Below are 17,175 nucleotides of genomic sequence, written 5' to 3'. Positions count from 1 at the left end.
CGGTGCCCCGTTCTGGTGCACCGATCTTCTCGTTTGTTCCATCATGTCATGCCCAAGCTGTTCCCACCGGAGGTGTCAGTGCAACGTTATTGGTCCGAGGCGAGGCAACTCATTCGTCTTGCCAGTCCTATTCTGGTGGCGCAAGTTGCGCAAATTGCCATGAACTTCGTCGATACCGTGATGGCCGGTCAGGTCAGTGCGGTCGACCTCGCCGCCGTGTCGGTCGCCTCCAGCTTCTGGCTGCCGGTGATCCTGCTGGTGCAGGGCATCATCATGGCGCTCACCCCCATCGTCTCCCAGCTCAATGGCGCCCGTAAGCGGAATGAAGTTCGCCCGGCCGTGCACCAGGCGTTCTGGCTCGCCCTGATGGTGACCCCGATAGCGATGCTGGCACTCTATGTCAGCCCGCTGGCACTGGAGTACATGAAGGTGGATCCCGTCATGGCGGCCAAGACCGCCGGTTATCTGCATGCCATTCTCTGGGGTCTGCCTGCCTTCGTGATGTTCCAGGTGCTGCGCAACTTCAGTGAGGGGCTCTCCCATACGGTGCCCACCATGGTGATCGGCTTCGTGGGGCTGGCAGTCAACATCCCGGCCAACTACATCTTCATCCACGGTCACTTCGGCATGCCCAAGCTCGGCGGTGTCGGCTGCGGGGTGGCCACCGCCATCGTGCTCTGGGCCATGCTGCTGGCCATGATCCTCTATGTGAAGTTCTCCAGCCATTTTCGGAGCATTGCGCTGTTTGCCAATCTCTGCCGCCCCAATGGCAGCCGGATCTGGCGCCTGTTCCGCTTAGGCTTCCCCATCGCCATGGCCATCTTCTGCGAGGTGACCCTGTTTACCGTGGTGGCCCTGATGTTGGCGCCTTTTGGCGCCGAAATAGTGGCCAGCCACCAGATTGCCCTCAACTTCTCCAGCCTGGTGTTTATGTTGCCCTTATCGATTGGAGTAGGCGTGACCATCAGGGTCGGCCACAGCATCGGAGAAGGGCTGCCGGATCACGCCCGGGTTGCGGCCCGCACCGGCCTGATGCTGGGCATCACTGTCGCCGCGGGCACCGCCGCCCTGACGGTGCTGTTGCGCGAGCAGATTGCCGCCATCTACACCGAGGATCCCAAGGTGATCACCCTGGCGGCCCTGCTGCTGTTCTTCGCCGCCATCTATCAGATCTCGGACTCGGTACAGGTGATTGCCGCCGCCGCCCTGCGCGGTTACAAGGATACCCAAGCCATTTTCTACATCACCATAGTGGCCTATTGGGGTCTGGGACTGCCCAGCGGCATGATACTGGGGCTCACCGACTGGGTGGTGCCGCGCATGGGACCACAGGGCTTCTGGGTCGGCTTTATCGTCGGCCTGACCGGTGCGGCCCTGATGCTGGGTGCCAGGCTCAGGGTGATTTATGGCCGCTTTGCCACTCCCCGCGCCTCCTGAGCCTCCTGGTGGCGGCTTGCTACTTTCGCTGTCTGATGGCAGGTTTTTTGGACGGCTCGCCTGCAAAATCAACAGGCTGCACAAGAACTGGGCAAACAGTCCCCTTTGTGCATAGCGGCTGTTGACAGCCTTGGGGGCCATGGGTAGTATGCCGTCCACGTCAGCACAGCTGGCGTGATGAAGTGGGTTCGTTGCTCAGTTGGTCAGAGCAATGCCATGACGTGATGTAGATCGTGTCCCTGGTGCGAATTCATCTCTTCGAGTGGGTTTATAGCTCAGTTGGTTAGAGCACTACCTTGACATGGTAGGGGTCGTTGGTTCGAATCCAATTAAACCCACCACTTTCTGATATGCGATGCGTCCTTAGCTCAGCTGGTTAGAGCACCACCTTGACATGGTGGGGGTCGGTGGTTCGAATCCACTAGGACGCACCATCAGCACAGAATTTTTGCGTCCTTAGCTCAGCTGGTTAGAGCACCACCTTGACATGGTGGGGGTCGGTGGTTCGAATCCACTAGGACGCACCATATTACTGCGATAGCAGCCGTGGGTTTATAGCTCAGTTGGTTAGAGCACTACCTTGACATGGTAGGGGTCGTTGGTTCGAATCCAATTAAACCCACCACATTTTGATATTCATGCGTCCTTAGCTCAGCTGGTTAGAGCACCACCTTGACATGGTGGGGGTCGGTGGTTCGAATCCACTAGGACGCACCATGATTTATCGCAAATATCCCGCCTTGTGCGGGATTTTTGCGTTCTGCCCCCCCCTCCTCCATCACGGCAGCGCCCTTGACGCCTCGGGGAGCGCACCTTATTGTCCCTTGTCATCAGGCTGACATCTGAATGTCATCCAATGAGACCGCCAGGGGGACACCACCCTTCGGCTCTTCCGCTTTTGTCTTCCTTGCCTCCATCACAGGATCAGCCATGCAAAGCCCGGCTCTTCATTATCAGATAATCAGTCAATCCATCGAGCAAGAGATCCTGGCCGGTCGCATCCAGGCCCAGGGCAAGCTGCCCGCAGAGCGTCAACTGGCACAGACCTTCGCTACGACTCGAGTCACCCTGCGCGAGGCGCTGGCACTGCTCGAGGGCAAGGGGCTCATCTATCGGGAGAATCGCCGCGGCTGGTATGTGTCACCTCCCAGGTTGCGCTACAACCCGACCGAGCGGGCCAGCTTCAACGAGCTGGTCACGGCCCAGGGACGCCTGGGTCATACCCGGCTGCTCAGCTGCCAGCTCGCCTACCCGGCCCCCGAGGCGGCCCAGACCATGGGGTTGCCCGCCTTTACCAAGAGTTGGAACCTGCAGCGGTTGCGCAGCCTGGATGGGCGCATCGTGCTGCTCGAGGAGAACCATATCTGCGCCAGCTGCTGCCCGGATCTTGCTCGCCACGATCTGAGCCAATCCCTGACCCGCTTGTTCGAGGAGCACTACCAGCTCTACCTGGCACGTACCCAGATCCAGTTCTACCCCATCATTCTGGAGGGGGAGCGCGCCAGCTTGCTCGGCCTCACCCCTGGCTCCTCCGCCCTCTTCATCCGTCGTCTCAACTTCGATGAGGCTGGCCGTCTCTATGAACTCGATCACGAATACTGGCGCCATGACGCCCTGGCCATCGAGCTGGAACGAGTCAACTCGCCCCTCGTCCAAAACCCCTGAGCGCAACCGTCGCCTTATTCCTGCTCTGCCCTCTACTCCTCTGCCATCAGGCTGTCACTGTGCCGTCATGGCAACGTCATCGGCGGCCCCCATACTGGCGCCTTTTGGTATAGACCAATAGGCAGACCATGACCCAAGAAACACTTCCCTTCTGGTTGGCCGAGGCCCTGGCCCTGGAACAACCAGCCGACCCCATCCCCCTCGGGCAACACATCGAGGCCGACATCGCCATCGTCGGCGGCGGCTACACCGGCCTGTGGAGCGCCATCAAATTGAAGCAGCAGGATCCGGCCCTGCGAGTGGTTATCATAGAGCGGGCGCTGTGCGGCAGTGGCGCCTCAGGGCGCAATGGCGGCTGCCTGCTCACCTGGTCCACCAAGTACCCCTCCCTGCGCCGCCAGTTTGGTGAGCAGGAGGCCGCCCGGCTGGTACAGGCATCCGAGCAGGCAGTCTTTGCCATCCGCGACTTTTGCCAGCATCACGGCATCGAGGCGCAGCTGCGTCTCGATGGCACCCTCTACACCGCCACCAGCCCGGCGCAGCTGGGAGGATTAACCCCTGTCCTCGCCGCCCTCGAGCGGGCAGATATCAGCCGCTGGCAATCCTTGTCCCAGGAGGAAGTGCAAGCCCGCGCCGGCTCCAGGGCGCACCTGGCGGGCCACTTCAGCCCGGCGGCGGGTAGCGTGCAACCCGCCCTGCTGGTACGCGGGTTGCGCCGGGTCGCCCTGGCCATTGGCATTGTCATCCATGAGCAGACCCCCATGACCCGGCTGGTGCACGGCGCCAGGCCTCTGCTCGAAACGCCCTTGGGCAGCGTCAGGGCCGACAAGGTGATCCTCGCCATCAACGCCTGGTTGCCGGGCCAGTTTCGCCAGTTCTCCCGCAACCTGATCCTGGTCTCCTCCGACATGGTGATCACGGAGCCCGCCCCCGAGCGTCTGGATGCACTGGGGCTGAGGGACGGGATCAGCGTGGTGGATGGCCGCACCTTTGTGCACTACTACCGGCGCACCCCGGCCGGGCGCCTGATGCTGGGCAAAGGGGGCAACCGCTTCGCGTTCGCCAACCGCCTCCACCCCTGGTTCGATCGCCCCAGCGCCTTCGCCGCCGATCTGCGCCGCCGCCTCGACGGCTTCTTTCCCTCCCTCGCGAGTCTGCCTATCGCCGCCAGCTGGACCGGCCCTTCTGATCGCAGCGCCACCGGCCTGCCCTTCTTCGGCCATCTCGAGGATCACCCCAATGTCCTCTATGGCGCCGGGTATTCGGGCAACGGCGTGGTGCAGAGCTGGATGGGCGGGGAGATCCTCGCCGCCCTGGCGCTGGATCTCGACAACGAGTGGCGCCACTGCCCCCTGGCAAGAGGTCCCCGGGGCCAGTTCCCACCGGAGCCAATACGCTGGCTCGGCGCCAACCTGGTGCGCCGCGCCATACTTCGCAAAGAGCAGGCCGAGGACGAGGGGCGCCCCGTGCCCGGCTGGGCTCGCCATCTTGCCCGTCTCGCCGAGGCGGCCGGCAAGGCGGACAAGGGCTGATCCGCGCCACTTATCCCCTTGGCACCACCCCCTTTCGGCGGGGTGGTGCCTGGCCCATGCCAGGCACAGGCAACGGCAACGGCACAATGAGGCCGAGAAGCGGTGCTCACTTTTCCATAGGGCGCCTATTTCATCAGCCCGGATAAGTGGCTGCCTCGTCCATACAGTCACGTCTAGTCACACCGGCCCCCCTGCCACTGACGCCTCACCTGCTTGTCTCGCCTCTCCATACAGTCACTTCTAGTCACACCGGCCCCCCTGCCACTGACAGCTCACCTGCTTGTCTCGCCTCTTCATACAGTCACGTCTAGTCACACCGGCCCCCCCTGCCACTGACAGCTCACCTGCTTGTCTCGCCTCTCCATACAGTCACATCTAGTCACACCGGCCCCCCTGCCACTGACAGCTCACCTGCTTGTCTCGCCTCTTCATACAGTCACGTCTAGTCACACCAGCTCGCCTGCCACTGACAGCTCACCTGCTTGTCTCGCCTCTTCATACAGTCACTTCTAGTCACACCGGCCCCCCCTGCCACTGACGCTTCACGTGATTATCTCGCCTCTCCAACCCAGCACTGCGGCTGCCGCTTCTGGTTCTACTCCGCGAGTGCCTCGCTTGAGCTGCTATAAACCCAGCGGCTCCTCCTCCCTCGCCCCGCCCTGTAGACGGCCTGCTGCTGCGAGGTGGCAGGGTGTGGATCCTTTCCTGACGATCCTGGTTTGATGGCATATATGATGATTTTTCACTCCAGCAGCCGCGTATCCCGACGCTGATACCCCTGATAGGGGACCAGGGCACTGCGCCCAAGGCCTATGGTGCGTGCGAAGAGAGAATGAATGAAGGAGGACGAGACCGGAAAAGGAGCCTGACATCGGATAGAGCAGATAGAGCGGATACAGAGCACTAAGCCCATGAGGGAGTGTGCGTCGCAGGCGGGCCAAGTCATGGGACGCAGCGGCCTGTTTGCATGCGCAGCATCCGCAGACCACCATTGTTCCCTCAGGCAGTGAGGCCCGCATCGCGGGCCTCTTGTATCATCTGACACGCTGCCGTGACGATGGCTCAGGGTTTCTCCCCCGCCCCCAATCGGCGATTGATCTCTTCCACCACGGCGGGCAAGTCGGCCAAGGTATCAATAAGAAAATGGGCCCCCGCCTGCTGTAGTCTGGGGGCCGCCTTGGCTCGGCACACGGCCAGGGTCTCCGGGCTGGCGGCCTGATATTGGGCCAGGGTGAGCCCCGCCTCGTTGCCGGAGAGAGTCAGGCCGACAGTCCACATGCCGGCGTTGATCCCCTCCTCTATGCCGGGGGCCGCATCGTCCACCTTGATGCAGGCCTGCACCGAGCCCGCCGCCAGGGCATTGACGTTGGCAAGCGCCATCCAGGGGCCGGGCCTGCCCCCTGCGGGCAGATCATCGGTGGCCACCACATGATCCGGGCGGTAACCCGCGTCCGCGGCGGCGGGCAGCAGGGCCTCCATCACGGTTCTCGGGTAACCGGAGCAGGAGCCTATCTTGATGCCCCGCTCCCTCAGCCAGGCGATGGTGGCCAGGGCTCCCGGGATGGGCTCGGCGAACTCGGCCACCTTGGCCCGCTGCAACGGCATGAAGGTGTGATAGAGGGTATCTACCTCGGCCTCGCTCATGGAATGGCCAAAGCGGGCGCGCCAGCGCGCATCCACCCCAGGCAGGCGGCCCAGGGCCTGGATGTGATCCCACTTGCCAAGACCCATGGGCACCCTGGCCTCGGCCAGGGTCACCTCGAATTCATAGGCGCGGGCGAAGGCCTCGACGAAGATGCTGGTCGGGGCAAAGGAGCCAAAATCGACCACGGTGCCGGCCCAATCGAGGATCACGGCTTCCACTTGCTTGTTCACTGACTGCTTGTTCATTGTGCTCTCCTGGCAAGGGTGGCCTTGCCGTCATGGGTGGTGCATGGCATGGGATGCCTGACATCAGGGGGCGCCCCCGGTGGCCTGATCAGGCCTGCCAGTCACAGTTGGCGGCCACGGCGACCAGCAGGCGATCTATGTCAGCGGGATAGACTTCCCCTATGTTGCCGATGCGAAAACAGTCGGCCTGGGAGACCTTGCCCGGATAGATGACAAACCCAGCCCCCTTGAGCCGCTCATAGAAGCGTTTGAAGTCGTAGCCCGGCGCCGTCGGGGCCAGGAAGGCGGTGATGATGGGGGACATCTTCGCCGCAGCGAGCAGGGGCTGGAACCCCAGGGCCGCCATACCGGCCACCAGGCGGCGCTGGTTCTCGCAATAGCGGGCATGACGAGCGGTTACCCCCCCCTCCTGCTCAAGCTCCAGCAGTGCCTGATAAAAGGCGCGCACCACATGGGTCGGGCTGGTGAAGCGCCACTTGCCACCCCCCTGCTCCATCACTCGCCACTGGTCGAACAGATCCAGGGAGAGGGAGCGGGCAAGCCCCTCGCAGGCCAGCAACCGGCTGCGTCTGGCCAGCACCAGACCAAACCCGGGCACACCCTGGATGCACTTGTTGGCCGAGCTGATCAGAAAGTCGATACCGGCGCGCTGAAAATCGATGGGAATGCCGCCAAAGCTCGACATGGCATCGACGATGAAGCAGCGCCCCGCCTGCTGCACCACCCGGCCAACAGCCTCCAGGGGGTTGAGCAGGCCAGTGGTGGTCTCGCAGTGCACCATTGCCACATGGCTGATGGTGTCATCCTCGGCCAGCAGGCGGGCCAGCTCTTGAGGGTCGGCTGGCTGATATTCGTCCAGATGGTAGACCCGATGGAGTAGGTTTAGCCTGCGTGCTATCTCGACCATGCGGGCCCCATAGGCGCCGTTGTCGACGATCAACAACTTGTGGTTCTGGCCGATCACGCTGCCCAGGCAGGCCTCGACGCTGGCGGTACCCGATCCCTGCATCAAGACGCTGCTGTAAAGATCCGGGTAGCCGGTCAGTGCCTCCAGCCGGGCACGGATGGCCTGCACCACCCCCAGGTTGTAGTCGTCGTCCCAGGTACACCAATCCTTGAGCATGGCTTCACGCACGGTGCGGGAGGTAGAGAGCGGACCCGGGGTCAGCAGCAGGTAGGGATTGTCCTTGTTCATATGGCCTCATCGTCGGCAGCTAGTGGGCAATTCACTCTGGTCTATACCATTAAGCGCCATGGTATGAGGGCCACTTGCGGGGGTAAAGCGCCCAGCTGCAATCTTCATCAAAGCTTCATATAGCCCAGTCATGGCCAGTTATTACTGGCCAGCAAGAGTCACAGTATTGCCATCGCATCGTCATCCAGCCGTCATTTTTCCTTCCTAGCATGCCAATCCAACCATCTGGTATGAACCAGATTGGTGGCGCGGGTCTCCCGCTCCAGTCTCCCCACTCCACCGCAATAGGGAAAGTTCGATGAAGATGACCAAGCTCGCCGCCCTGCTGGGCATGATGACCCTCGCCACGACCGCCCACGCCAAGGAGGTGTTGACCGTCTATACGGCATTTGAGACCGACATCATGGGTCCCTATCAGCAGGCCTTCGAACAGGCCCACCCCGACATCGAGATCAAGTGGGTGCGCGACTCCACCGGGGTCATCACCGCCAAGCTGCTGGCCGAGAAGGCGCGGCCCCAGGCCGATGTGGTGTGGGGGCTGGCGGGATCCTCCCTCGCCCTGCTCAAACAGGAGGGGGTGATCAAGCCCTACCATCCCGTCGGGGCCGAGGCCCTGGATCCGGGCTTGCGCGACCCGGAGGCGAACCCGGCCTGGTATGGCAACGACGCCTTCTTCAACGCCGTCTGCTTCAACGAGGCCATGGGCAAATCCCTCGGCATCCCGGCCCCCACCAGCTGGGACGATCTGCTCAAGCCCGAGTTCAAAGGGAAAATTGCCATGCCCAATCCCGCCTCCTCCGGCACCGGCTTCATGATGGTCGCCGCCTGGTTGCAGAGCCTGGGGGATGACAAGGGCTGGGCCTACATGGAGAAGTTGCACGGCAACATAGCCCAGTACACCCACTCGGGCTCCAAGCCCTGCGTGCAGGCGGCCCAGGGCGAGGTGCTGGCAGGCATCTCCATGAGCCTGCGGGGAGCCAAACTCAAGACTCAGGGCGCCCCCATCAGCGTGATCCTGCCCAAGGGCGGCATCGGCTGGGACACCGAATCCGTGGCGCTGGTCAACGAAGGATCCGCCGCCGCCAAGGCGCTGGTTGACTGGTCCATCGGCGAGAGCGCCAACCGCCTCTATAGCCAGAACTACCCCGTGGTCGGCATCGCAGCCCTGAGCAAACCTGTGCCCAACTACCCGGACGTGAAGCAGGCGATGATCCCCCTCGATTTCGCCAAGATGGCCAGGGAGCGTGGCCAGATCCTCGCCGACTGGAGCAGCCGCTTCGATGGCAAGTCCGAGGCCCAGTGATCCGCATCGGGTCAACTGGCTCTGTCACTCCGCGGCAAGTCCGAGTTCGGCGCCCCTTGATCAGGGTTGCCCCACGACTGTGATCCCCACCGGCAGGCGGCAGAGCGGCCGGATCGAAGATAAAGCAACAGCGGCGCCCAAGGGCGCCGCTGACGTTGCCGGGACTCGCCCCTTTTTCTCCCTCGCCGCCATTGTCATCAAGCTGCAATCTGACGACGGGATAATCTGGTCTACACCAAGAAGGAGTCCTCTGATGAGCGCCTATCTGCAACTCGAACACCTCTCCAAGCACTTCGATGGCTTCACCGCCGTCAACCCCCTCTCCCTGGCCATCGAGGCGGGGGAGTTCGTCTGCTTCCTCGGCCCCTCCGGCTGCGGCAAGACCACCATGCTGCGGATGATCGCCGGGCTGGAGACCCCGAGCAGCGGCACCATTCGCCAGGGGGGCCAGGATGTCACCCTGCTCCCCCCCGAGGCCCGCGATTTTGGCATCGTCTTCCAGTCCTATGCCCTGTTTCCCAACTTGACGGTGACCGAAAACATCGCCATCGGCCTGCGCCAGCAGAAGCTGCCGAGCCAGACCATCGCCACCCGGGTCGCCGAGTGGCTGGCCCTGGTCCATCTGGAGGCGGCCAAGGACAAGTACCCGGCCCAGCTCTCCGGCGGCCAGCAGCAGCGGGTCGCCCTGGCCCGGGCGCTGATCCTCTCCCCCGGCCTCTTGCTGCTCGACGAGCCGCTCTCGGCCCTGGATGCCAAGGTGCGCGTGCATCTGCGCGACGAGATCAAGCGCCTGCAACGGCGCCTTGGCATCACCACCATCATGGTGACCCATGATCAGGAGGAGGCACTGACCATGGCCGATCGCATCCTGGTGATGAACGCCGGGCGCATCGAACAGTTCGGCACCCCGGAGGAGATCTACCGGGCCCCGGCCAGCCGCTTCGTCGCCAACTTCGTCGGCCAGATGAACTTCCTGCCAGGCCTGCTCGCCTGTCCGGGGGAAGGGATAGGCGGCGAACTCGGCATTCGTCCCGAGGCGCTGCGCCTCTCATCTCTGGGGGGGCAACTGCCGGTCGAGATTTCGGACTGCGCCTTCCAGGGCAATCACATGCGGGTCGCCTGCCATCACCCCGCCCTGACCGAACCGCTGCAGGTCAATGTGCCATTGCGGGAGCTCGCGGCGCTGGATCTCGCCCCTGGCCGCCGCCTGCACCTGGAGATCCCCCGGGATCAGCTGCATCACTTCCGCCCGGAGCCCACATGCCACGCCTGAACTCCCCCCACCCCCAGTCTGAGCCTCTGTGCCTGTTCGGAGTCCCCATGTCGACCCTCTCCCTGCTTGCCCGGTCCCAGTGGCGTGCGGATCGCCTGCTGACTCTGGCCCTGCTGCTCGCCGTCAGCCTCTTCCTGCTGCTGGGGCTGGCCGCCCCCCTGCTGGCCATGCTGCAAAAGAGCGTGCAGGACGGCAACGGCCAGTTCGTCGGCCTGGCCAACTTTCAGCACTATCTCGCCTCTCCTCAGCTGCGCGCCTCCGCCGGTCACACCCTCTTGATCGGGCTGACGGTGAGCGCCGGGGTGGTGTTGCTCGCCTTCGGCTACGCCTTCGCCCTGACCCGCAGCTGCATGCCGGGACGGCGATGGTTTCGCCTGCTGGCCAACCTGCCGATCCTGGCCCCCTCCCTGCTGCCCGCCATCAGCCTCATCTATCTGTTTGGCAACCAGGGCATGCTTAAATCCTGGCTGATGGGGGAGTCCATCTATGGCCCCATCGGCATACTGCTTGGCCTGGGCTTCTGGTGCTTCCCCCATGCCCTGATGTTACTCTGTACCACCTTGAACACGGCGGATGCACGGATCTACGAGGCCGCCCGGGTGCTCAAGCTGCCAAGCTGGCGCCGTTTCGTGCTCATCACCCTGGGCAATGCCCGTTATGGCATCCTCAGCGCCCTGGTGCTGGTGTTCACCCTGGCGGTATGCGACTTTGCCGTTGCCAAGGTGATCGGGGGTCAATATTCCCTGCTCGCCACCGATATCTTCAAGCAGGTGGTAGGCCAGCAGAACTTCACCATGGGCGCGGTCACCAGCGTCTTCCTGCTGCTGCCTGCCCTGCTCGCCTTCGGCCTGGATCGCTGGCTCGCCCGTCGCCAGCGGGGGCAGCTTGCCAGCAACGCCGTCATTTACCGCCCCGCCCCCCACAAGCTGCGTGACGGCTGCTGCCTGATCTTCTGCTCTCTCATCGCCCTCTTCATCGTCACTCTGATAGGGGTCGCCATCTATGGCTCCCTGATCAGCTTCTGGCCCTGGGATCTGACCCTCAGCCTGCGTCATTATGATTTTGCCAGCACCACCCCCTATGGCTGGCAGCCCTGGTTCAACTCCCTCACCCTGGCGGCCGGGGTCGCCCTGTTTGGCAGTGCCCTGGTGATGCTGGGTAGCTATCTGGTGGAGAAGGGGGATGGCTTTGGCTGGCTGCGCCGCCTCATCAGTCTGCTGGGGCTGCTGCCCATGGCGGTACCCGGCATGGTGCTGGGACTGGGTTACATCTTCTTCTTCAACCAGCCAGGCAACCCCCTCGCTCTGCTCTACGGCACCATGACCCTGCTCGTCATCAACTCCCTGTGTCACTACTACACGGTCGGCCAGATGACGATGCAGGCCGCCCTCAAGCAGATGCCGAGCGAGATAGAGACGGTGGCCAGCTCCCTCAAGCTGCCTCGCTACCTCACCTTCTGGCGCATCACGCTGCCGGTGTGCAGCCCGGCCCTGCTCGATGTCGCCATCTATCTGTTCGTCAATGCCCTGACCACCACCTCGGCCCTGGTCTTCCTCTACTCCCCCGATACCCTGCCCGCCGCCATCGCCATCCTCAATCTGGACGATGCGGGCCAGACCGGCAGCGCAGCCGCCATGGCCGTGCTCCTGATGTTCACCGCCATGGCGGCCAAGGGGGTCTATTTCCTGCTGTCACACTGCCTTGGGCTGCGTACCCAGCGCTGGCGTCAGCGCTGAATCAAGGGCAAGCAAGAGACAGGGCCAGTTGGCCCTGTCCGTCTCACTGAGTACATTGGAGTCCTATGTCCCCCCTCGTCTTTAGCCTGGTTCTCGGCTCAGCACTGCTGCATGTAAGCTGGAATGCCCTGATCAAGGGCGCCCGCGACAAGGGCGCCATGACGCTGCTGGTCAGCCAGGGTTGCGCCATCATCGCCCTGCCCCTGTTGCCATGGCTGCCCCTGCCCGCCCCGGCCGCCTGGCCTTTTCTGCTGGTTTCGGCCCTGCTCCACGTCGGTTATTACCAGCTGCTGGCCCGCGCCTATGGGGCTGGCTCCCTGGCCCAGAGCTATACCCTGATGCGCGGCGGCGCCATCCTGCTGCTGTTCATCCCCTCGCTGCTGCTCGAAGGCATGCCGCAAGGAACGGCACTGGCGGGCATCGCCCTCATCGCCGCCGCACTGATCCTGCTTGGACTCAAGGGAATGAACAGGGGGGATCCCAGCCCCTGGCAGTGCGCCTGCCTCATCGCCTGCTACACCCTGGTCGATGGCATGGGGGCCCGGGCCAGCGGCGGTCAGCCGGTGGCCTATGTGCTCTGGTTGGTGACTCTGGAGGGGGGGCTGATGCTGGCGCTGGCGCGCCGTGCCCTCGGGGGGGCGATCTGGCCGATATTGAGGCGGGGCTGGTGGCTCGCCCTGCTGGGGGGCGCCTGCTCGACCCTGGCTTACGCCATCGTGGTGTGGGCCATGACCCAGGCGCCTCTGGCGCAGGTCAGCGCCCTGCGCGAGAGCGGCATCCTCATCTCCTTCCTGATTGGCGCCCTTTGCTTTCAGGAGCGCCTCGGCCGTGGCAAATGGCTGGCCGCCCTCACCCTGCTTGGCGGTGTCTTGCTGCTGCGGCTAGGTTGAAGGCGAGAGCGAACCTTGCACAGCGCGTTGTGCGATCTGATAGCTGAGTGCATTGATCTGCGCTTTTGAGTCTATCCCGCTTAGCCAGAAATCCTCCGCCACGATCCAGGTGTGGTCTGAGCACGCCCGATCAGGGAACGAAATGGTAGATCCACCCCTCGTCCAGGGGAAAATCGGCAGGGGGGCCTTGCAAGGGAGGCAATGCTTTCACTTTATCTCCGGCAGCATATTGCAGCGCCATCAGGGCACAGAGGGCGGCGTCATATTGATCCGTGCCCGGTTGCAGCGTCTTGGGCAGGAGGAGATGGATCTCGGGACGGGCGCAGGATGCCCTGCCCCCTTGCTTGGCCAGGGCGGGATAGACCTCGAGCAGCGCCCGAGGTGCCGCAGGGACCTTCTGTGGCACCCGTTGTAACGGGGTCAGGGCCGGAGCCATGGCCAACGCCAGGGTGGCATTGTTGCCAAGCCTGTCGAAACTCGCCGAGAGTGGCTTCTTGCCATAGCGCTCATGGAGCCAGCGCTCGCAGTCACGATAGGCATAGGGGTTGTCTATCTCCCGCGCCGGAATGGCGATCTGCTGCACCTCCCCCCGAAGCAAAGCAGTAAACCCTCGGGGAAAGGCAAGTGGCGCATCCATTCCCAAGGCGAAACGGGGGTGACTCAGCAACTCATCGCAACCTGCCTTGCTTTTGAGCAACGGCATCAGTAACGAAAAGATATCAGCTACCCCCCGTGAACTGAGCCGAAACAGCGGCGAGACCCCGAGCCAGTGCAGGCTGTCATCCTCCCGGCGCCATCCCGCCAGTGCCACCGCCTGGGCCTTGCCCTGCCAGCCACGAACATCCCAGCCAATGCCGATGGCATCCCAGTGATGCCAAGGAAGCATGTCTGGTGCCATATGAGAGTGATGCTCATCTCCGTGCGAGGCCACGGACTCCCCCTCGTTATCCATCGTGTTCCGCTCTGTATTCGGGCTCATAGGCCAGGCTCCCTCATGGGTGATCTGAAGGGGCACAGGGTAAACAGGACGCAGCCATTCATAAAGGGATGACGGCGTGCTATCAGAAGGATTTCTTGAAATTGATCAGGGGCAGGATGGGGAAGATGCCATTCTCGGCGTAGTTGGCCAGGCCGATCTGCAGGCCATCCAGATGCTTGGTGGCATTGATGAAGCCTATCTGGAAGGTGGTGCGTTCGGCATAGTTGACGAAACCGACGTTGGCCAGGGCATTGCCACGGGCGATGTTGACCGCTCCCCAGTTGAGGCCTTGCACATTATTGGTCAGGTTGACAAAACCCAGGTTCACGCCCCTGTCCTGACCGTCATGCCAGTTGAGGGCGTTGATGGCAACACCGTTGAACTGATTGCGCACCCGGCCTGCGCCAAAGAAAACACCCAGCTGCAAACCGGTGAAGTTGTTGACATCCGACAAGGCAAACACCGGCAGGTCGAGGCCCTTCACAGAGGCGGTGCGACCATAGAGCAAGGAGGCGCGCGCCCCTTCTACCTGCTGGGAGGCGGGCAGGTTGATGCCGGGCAGGGAGATCTGAATGGGAGTGGCCGCCTCGGCTACCCCGGCGAGGGTCAGGGTGGAGCAGGCAATCAGTGTGGTCAGCTTGTTCATGGGCACTCCTTGGCGCAGGATCTGGGTTGCTAGCCTAGCAAGCTGGCATCCGGGACACGAGCCCACCCCGACTGCGCTGCGACCAGTCTGGTCGAACCCCGCACCACCAACCCTGCGACGCGCGACACTCGCCGCTATGGTGAACCGGGCCCCTCAGTTCCTCCCAATCATGGCATCGATGCGGCTAACCCTTTCCATGTGGAGGTTAACTGCCTAAAATGGCCGCCCTGCGCTTATGCATCATAAATAGAGGAAGTTCCCATGGAGACGTTTCTGCTGGAAGGCCACCCCTTCGTTGCCCTGTGCGATCTGATCAAACACCAGGGGTGGGCCGATTGCGGCGGCGCCGCCAAGGCACTGGTTGCCGAAGGCCTGGTCGAGGTGGATGGACAAGTAGAGACGCGCAAGCGCTGCAAGATAGTGGCCGAGCAGGTGGTGAACTTCAATGGCAGCAAGGTGGTGGTCAAGGCTGGCCTGAGCCCGGTGATAGCGTAATCCCCCAGCCTGCCGTCAGCGCCCGCTGGCGGCATCTGTCCGAGCTTCTCTTGATCTCCCTGGTGACGCCATCGGCCGAGCATCTGCCATTGCCTCGACACCCGATGGGCCCTCTTCGCGGCAACCCTGCTCGCTAACTGGCCTTGATTGACAAGGTCAGCACGAAGCGCGCCACTGGCTCATCACCGCTGAGTGAAGGACAACTGGCCACCACCTCGATAGGCCGGTTGATACGCTGGCCGCTGGCCAGGGAGGCGTCAATCATGGCGTCAATCGATGCGCCGGCGGCGCAGTCGAACTGCACATCCCCCTCGGGACGCTTGAGGAAGTCTCCCTGCACATCCTTGAAGGCAAAGTGCACCTTCTTGCCCCTGGCCCGCCCCTTCTCCATCACCAGCAGCCCACCCACCAGATCGGCGCCGGTTGCCAAGGCGCCAAAATACATGCTGCCCAGATGATTGCGGGTACGCCAGCCAAGGGGCATGCGAATGCGCAGGGCGCGTTCATCCATCTGTTCGATGACGGGGCCACAGAAGCCGATGAGAGGGATATAGCGCCAGGCGAAGAGGCGCAGGCCAAGGTTGGCCTTGAGGCGTTGCAGGTCCATTGCTAACTGATCCGATGAGTGGGTGTGAACGAGATGTTGCCTGTATGACAATTCATATTCAAGGGCAGATATCCCCCTCATTGAGGTTATTTTCCCCTCAACCGACTTCTTCCCCCTCGACATCGACCTGCTAACGCTCTGAAACCGCCCTCTTTTAACCTCATCCAGCCCCACTAGTTCAGCCCGACAGGGTCACAACTGACATATATAACAGTAACGTTCTGCTCTTTCCGCCACTAGGCTCTTCAGGCCCTGAGCTGGGCAGCCAGCCAGGGTCAATCACAGGGTCCATTTTCTTTAAAAGGATATAGAGATGAGTAACGATAAACAGTTGTTCAATGGCGGTGAGAGCGCAGGTACTTTCTCTTTGGATTTCAACAACAATCGTGCCTACGAGCTCTTTGGCAAGGAGTACCTCAAGTGTTATGCAAACCTGTCTGTCAAGGGCCGGATGAGCCGGCCATTGCCCTCAGGCCCCCTGAGCTATTCGGTGGATTTCGCCATGGACTGCGGCTGCAACTCGGTGCTGATCGACTTCAATCATGCCTATAAGAAGACCTTCGGCAATCAGATCCAATTTACCCTGCGCGAGTCGGACTACAGTGCCGAGCTGGTGCTCTGCCGCCTGCTGCCCGAAGCCAGTGCCAACCGCCTCAATACCCGCGATCAGTTCGCCGAGGCCAATGCCTTCTTCGGTGATGCACGTCTGGCCCAGAGCAAGTCGGTCGGCAACGATCCCTATGCCGACAAGGATGGCCTGGTCGAGTTCATCGTGGCCAACGAGCTGCTGACCGACCCCGCCGTCATGGCCAAGCTGGCCGAGCAGAAGGCGTATCTCATCGCCATCACCTCGGTGGTCACCTCTTACATCAACCGCTACGCCGAAGCCTATGGCGAGCAATACAAGACAGATGCCGACCTCTGGGCCCTTGCGCTCTCCAAGATACCCTTGATGGGGCCAAGCAAGATCGACCAGCAGAGCTACAGCCGCCATATCAAGGGGCTCAGCATCGCCACCGACTTCATCAACTTCATCATGGATGTGGTGGTGAGTCAGGGCACCAGCGCCCTGGCCAGCTTCAACAAGTTCCTGGAAAAACAGGGGGATGCCATCCGCTTCGGGGTGGAGAACAACAAGGACTTCTACAAGACCATCACCGTCGGGATCACGGTGGAAGTCTTCAAGGTAGGCACCGAGCTGGTCTATGTGCCGAAGATCAAGCAGTACCGCATCAACTTCGACAGGCAGAACAGCAAGTTCACCTCGGCCTGTGCCAGCGCCGAATTTGTCGATATCTACTTCAACTATCTCTACGCCGCCAACGTGTTTGACTACGAAGCGCTCAAGGATCCCGAGATCAAGAAGGATTTCGACGCCTTCATTCAGAAGCAGCGCAAGGCACAAATTGAAGAGGCCGACACCTTCTTCAACGATGACTTCCCGCCTCTGCAACCCAAACAGATCGCACGGAGCAAAGCTACGGTCTGATCCTCCCCCAATAACAAAACAGCCGGCATCTGCCGGCT

At 62.3% G+C, this 17,175-nt stretch carries 14 protein-coding genes and 5 tRNA genes; 14 read left to right on the top strand and 5 right to left on the bottom strand.

The genetic code is table 11. The annotated features are described in order from the left end of the window. Positions 1-78: 78 nt before the first annotated feature. The 8 genes from KYK33_RS09475 to KYK33_RS09440 all read left to right on the top strand — a co-directional run bounded on the left by KYK33_RS09475 (position 79) and on the right by KYK33_RS09440 (position 4,634). Positions 79-1,437 carry an MATE family efflux transporter gene (locus KYK33_RS09475; protein WP_042042504.1) on the top strand — a complete coding sequence of 453 codons (1,359 nt, stop codon included), beginning with the start codon at positions 79-81 and terminating at the stop codon, positions 1,435-1,437. 264 nt (positions 1,438-1,701) lie between these two features. Next, a tRNA-Val gene (locus KYK33_RS09470) sits at positions 1,702-1,778 on the top strand. A gap of 16 nt (positions 1,779-1,794) precedes the next feature. Further along, positions 1,795-1,871, top strand: a tRNA-Val gene (locus tag KYK33_RS09465). A gap of 16 nt (positions 1,872-1,887) precedes the next feature. Then, a tRNA-Val gene (locus KYK33_RS09460) sits at positions 1,888-1,964 on the top strand. 21 nt (positions 1,965-1,985) lie between these two features. Next, positions 1,986-2,062: transfer RNA gene (locus tag KYK33_RS09455), tRNA-Val, on the top strand. A 15-nt stretch (positions 2,063-2,077) separates the two neighbouring features. Further along, positions 2,078-2,154: transfer RNA gene (locus KYK33_RS09450), tRNA-Val, on the top strand. 213 nt (positions 2,155-2,367) lie between these two features. After that, on the top strand, positions 2,368-3,102 hold the full coding sequence (locus tag KYK33_RS09445) for a UTRA domain-containing protein (protein ID WP_224432809.1): 735 nt from the start codon (positions 2,368-2,370) through the stop codon (positions 3,100-3,102). Positions 3,103-3,230: 128 nt separating this feature from the next. After that, positions 3,231-4,634, top strand: coding sequence for an FAD-dependent oxidoreductase (locus tag KYK33_RS09440; protein WP_224432808.1), 1,404 nt, complete (start codon positions 3,231-3,233; stop codon positions 4,632-4,634). Positions 4,635-5,696: 1,062 nt separating this feature from the next. Here KYK33_RS09440 and phnX read toward each other — a convergent pair. Beyond that, a complete protein-coding gene (gene phnX, locus KYK33_RS09435; protein WP_224432807.1) occupies positions 5,697-6,524 on the bottom strand; it encodes a phosphonoacetaldehyde hydrolase in 828 nt (275 codons plus the stop codon). A gap of 88 nt (positions 6,525-6,612) precedes the next feature. Next, entirely contained in the window at positions 6,613-7,719 is a 1,107-nt protein-coding gene (gene phnW, locus KYK33_RS09430; RefSeq protein ID WP_224432806.1) for a 2-aminoethylphosphonate--pyruvate transaminase, read from the bottom strand. Positions 7,720-8,017: 298 nt separating this feature from the next. Between phnW and KYK33_RS09425 the strand changes: the two genes are divergently transcribed. The 4 genes from KYK33_RS09425 (at position 8,018) to KYK33_RS09410 (ending at position 12,921) form a co-directional block, all read left to right on the top strand. Further along, a complete protein-coding gene (locus KYK33_RS09425) occupies positions 8,018-9,022 on the top strand; it encodes a putative 2-aminoethylphosphonate ABC transporter substrate-binding protein (protein ID WP_224432805.1) in 1,005 nt (334 codons plus the stop codon). Between the two features lie 253 nt (positions 9,023-9,275). Then, positions 9,276-10,295 carry an ABC transporter ATP-binding protein gene (locus KYK33_RS09420; RefSeq protein WP_396021386.1) on the top strand — a complete coding sequence of 340 codons (1,020 nt, stop codon included), beginning with the start codon at positions 9,276-9,278 and terminating at the stop codon, positions 10,293-10,295. Continuing rightward, entirely contained in the window at positions 10,283-12,031 is a 1,749-nt protein-coding gene (locus KYK33_RS09415; RefSeq protein WP_224432804.1) for a putative 2-aminoethylphosphonate ABC transporter permease subunit, read from the top strand. The genes KYK33_RS09420 and KYK33_RS09415 overlap by 13 nt, the downstream gene beginning before the upstream one ends. Positions 12,032-12,096: 65 nt before the next feature. Beyond that, a complete protein-coding gene (locus KYK33_RS09410; protein WP_224432803.1) occupies positions 12,097-12,921 on the top strand; it encodes an EamA family transporter in 825 nt (274 codons plus the stop codon). A 130-nt stretch (positions 12,922-13,051) separates the two neighbouring features. On the opposite strand, the gene KYK33_RS09405 is transcribed toward KYK33_RS09410, so the two are convergent. Continuing rightward, complete coding sequence (locus tag KYK33_RS09405; RefSeq protein WP_224432802.1) at positions 13,052-13,807, bottom strand: DUF429 domain-containing protein; 756 nt, start codon at positions 13,805-13,807, stop codon at positions 13,052-13,054. A gap of 175 nt (positions 13,808-13,982) precedes the next feature. Then, positions 13,983-14,546, bottom strand: a complete 564-nt coding sequence (locus tag KYK33_RS09400; RefSeq protein ID WP_224432801.1) for a VC2662 family protein — start codon at positions 14,544-14,546, stop codon at positions 13,983-13,985. A 261-nt stretch (positions 14,547-14,807) separates the two neighbouring features. On the opposite strand from KYK33_RS09400, the gene ybcJ reads away from it, so the two are divergent. Further along, entirely contained in the window at positions 14,808-15,041 is a 234-nt protein-coding gene (gene ybcJ, locus KYK33_RS09395) for a ribosome-associated protein YbcJ (RefSeq protein WP_042042325.1), read from the top strand. A 133-nt stretch (positions 15,042-15,174) separates the two neighbouring features. Here ybcJ and KYK33_RS09390 read toward each other — a convergent pair whose 3' ends face one another. Continuing rightward, on the bottom strand, positions 15,175-15,648 hold the full coding sequence (locus KYK33_RS09390; protein ID WP_224432800.1) for a PaaI family thioesterase: 474 nt from the start codon (positions 15,646-15,648) through the stop codon (positions 15,175-15,177). Between the two features lie 313 nt (positions 15,649-15,961). Here KYK33_RS09390 and KYK33_RS09385 point away from each other — a divergent pair, with 313 nt between their 5' ends. Continuing rightward, on the top strand, positions 15,962-17,137 hold the full coding sequence (locus tag KYK33_RS09385; RefSeq protein WP_224432799.1) for a hypothetical protein: 1,176 nt from the start codon (positions 15,962-15,964) through the stop codon (positions 17,135-17,137). The last annotated feature ends 38 nt before the right edge of the window (positions 17,138-17,175 follow it).

It is taken from the genome of Aeromonas rivuli, assembly GCF_020149575.1.
Lineage (GTDB): Bacteria > Pseudomonadota > Gammaproteobacteria > Enterobacterales > Aeromonadaceae > Aeromonas > Aeromonas rivuli.
This window is presented reverse-complemented; position numbering and strand designations above follow the sequence as displayed.

Excerpts from the sequence above, each read along its gene's own strand:
- KYK33_RS09405 (WP_224432802.1), bottom strand. The coding sequence starts at position 13,807 with ATGCTTCCTTGGCATCACTGGGATGCCATCGGCATTGGCTGGGATGTT.
- KYK33_RS09415 (WP_224432804.1), top strand. The coding sequence starts at position 10,283 with ATGCCACGCCTGAACTCCCCCCACCCCCAGTCTGAGCCTCTGTGCCTG.
- ybcJ (WP_042042325.1), top strand. The coding sequence starts at position 14,808 with ATGGAGACGTTTCTGCTGGAAGGCCACCCCTTCGTTGCCCTGTGCGAT.
- KYK33_RS09390 (WP_224432800.1), bottom strand. The coding sequence starts at position 15,648 with ATGGACCTGCAACGCCTCAAGGCCAACCTTGGCCTGCGCCTCTTCGCC.
- KYK33_RS09425 (WP_224432805.1), top strand. The coding sequence starts at position 8,018 with ATGAAGATGACCAAGCTCGCCGCCCTGCTGGGCATGATGACCCTCGCC.
- phnW (WP_224432806.1), bottom strand. The coding sequence starts at position 7,719 with ATGAACAAGGACAATCCCTACCTGCTGCTGACCCCGGGTCCGCTCTCT.
- phnX (WP_224432807.1), bottom strand. The coding sequence starts at position 6,524 with ATGAACAAGCAGTCAGTGAACAAGCAAGTGGAAGCCGTGATCCTCGAT.
- KYK33_RS09400 (WP_224432801.1), bottom strand. The coding sequence starts at position 14,546 with ATGAACAAGCTGACCACACTGATTGCCTGCTCCACCCTGACCCTCGCC.
- KYK33_RS09440 (WP_224432808.1), top strand. The coding sequence starts at position 3,231 with ATGACCCAAGAAACACTTCCCTTCTGGTTGGCCGAGGCCCTGGCCCTG.
- KYK33_RS09385 (WP_224432799.1), top strand. The coding sequence starts at position 15,962 with ATGAGTAACGATAAACAGTTGTTCAATGGCGGTGAGAGCGCAGGTACT.
- KYK33_RS09410 (WP_224432803.1), top strand. The coding sequence starts at position 12,097 with ATGTCCCCCCTCGTCTTTAGCCTGGTTCTCGGCTCAGCACTGCTGCAT.
- KYK33_RS09445 (WP_224432809.1), top strand. The coding sequence starts at position 2,368 with ATGCAAAGCCCGGCTCTTCATTATCAGATAATCAGTCAATCCATCGAG.
- KYK33_RS09420 (WP_396021386.1), top strand. The coding sequence starts at position 9,276 with ATGAGCGCCTATCTGCAACTCGAACACCTCTCCAAGCACTTCGATGGC.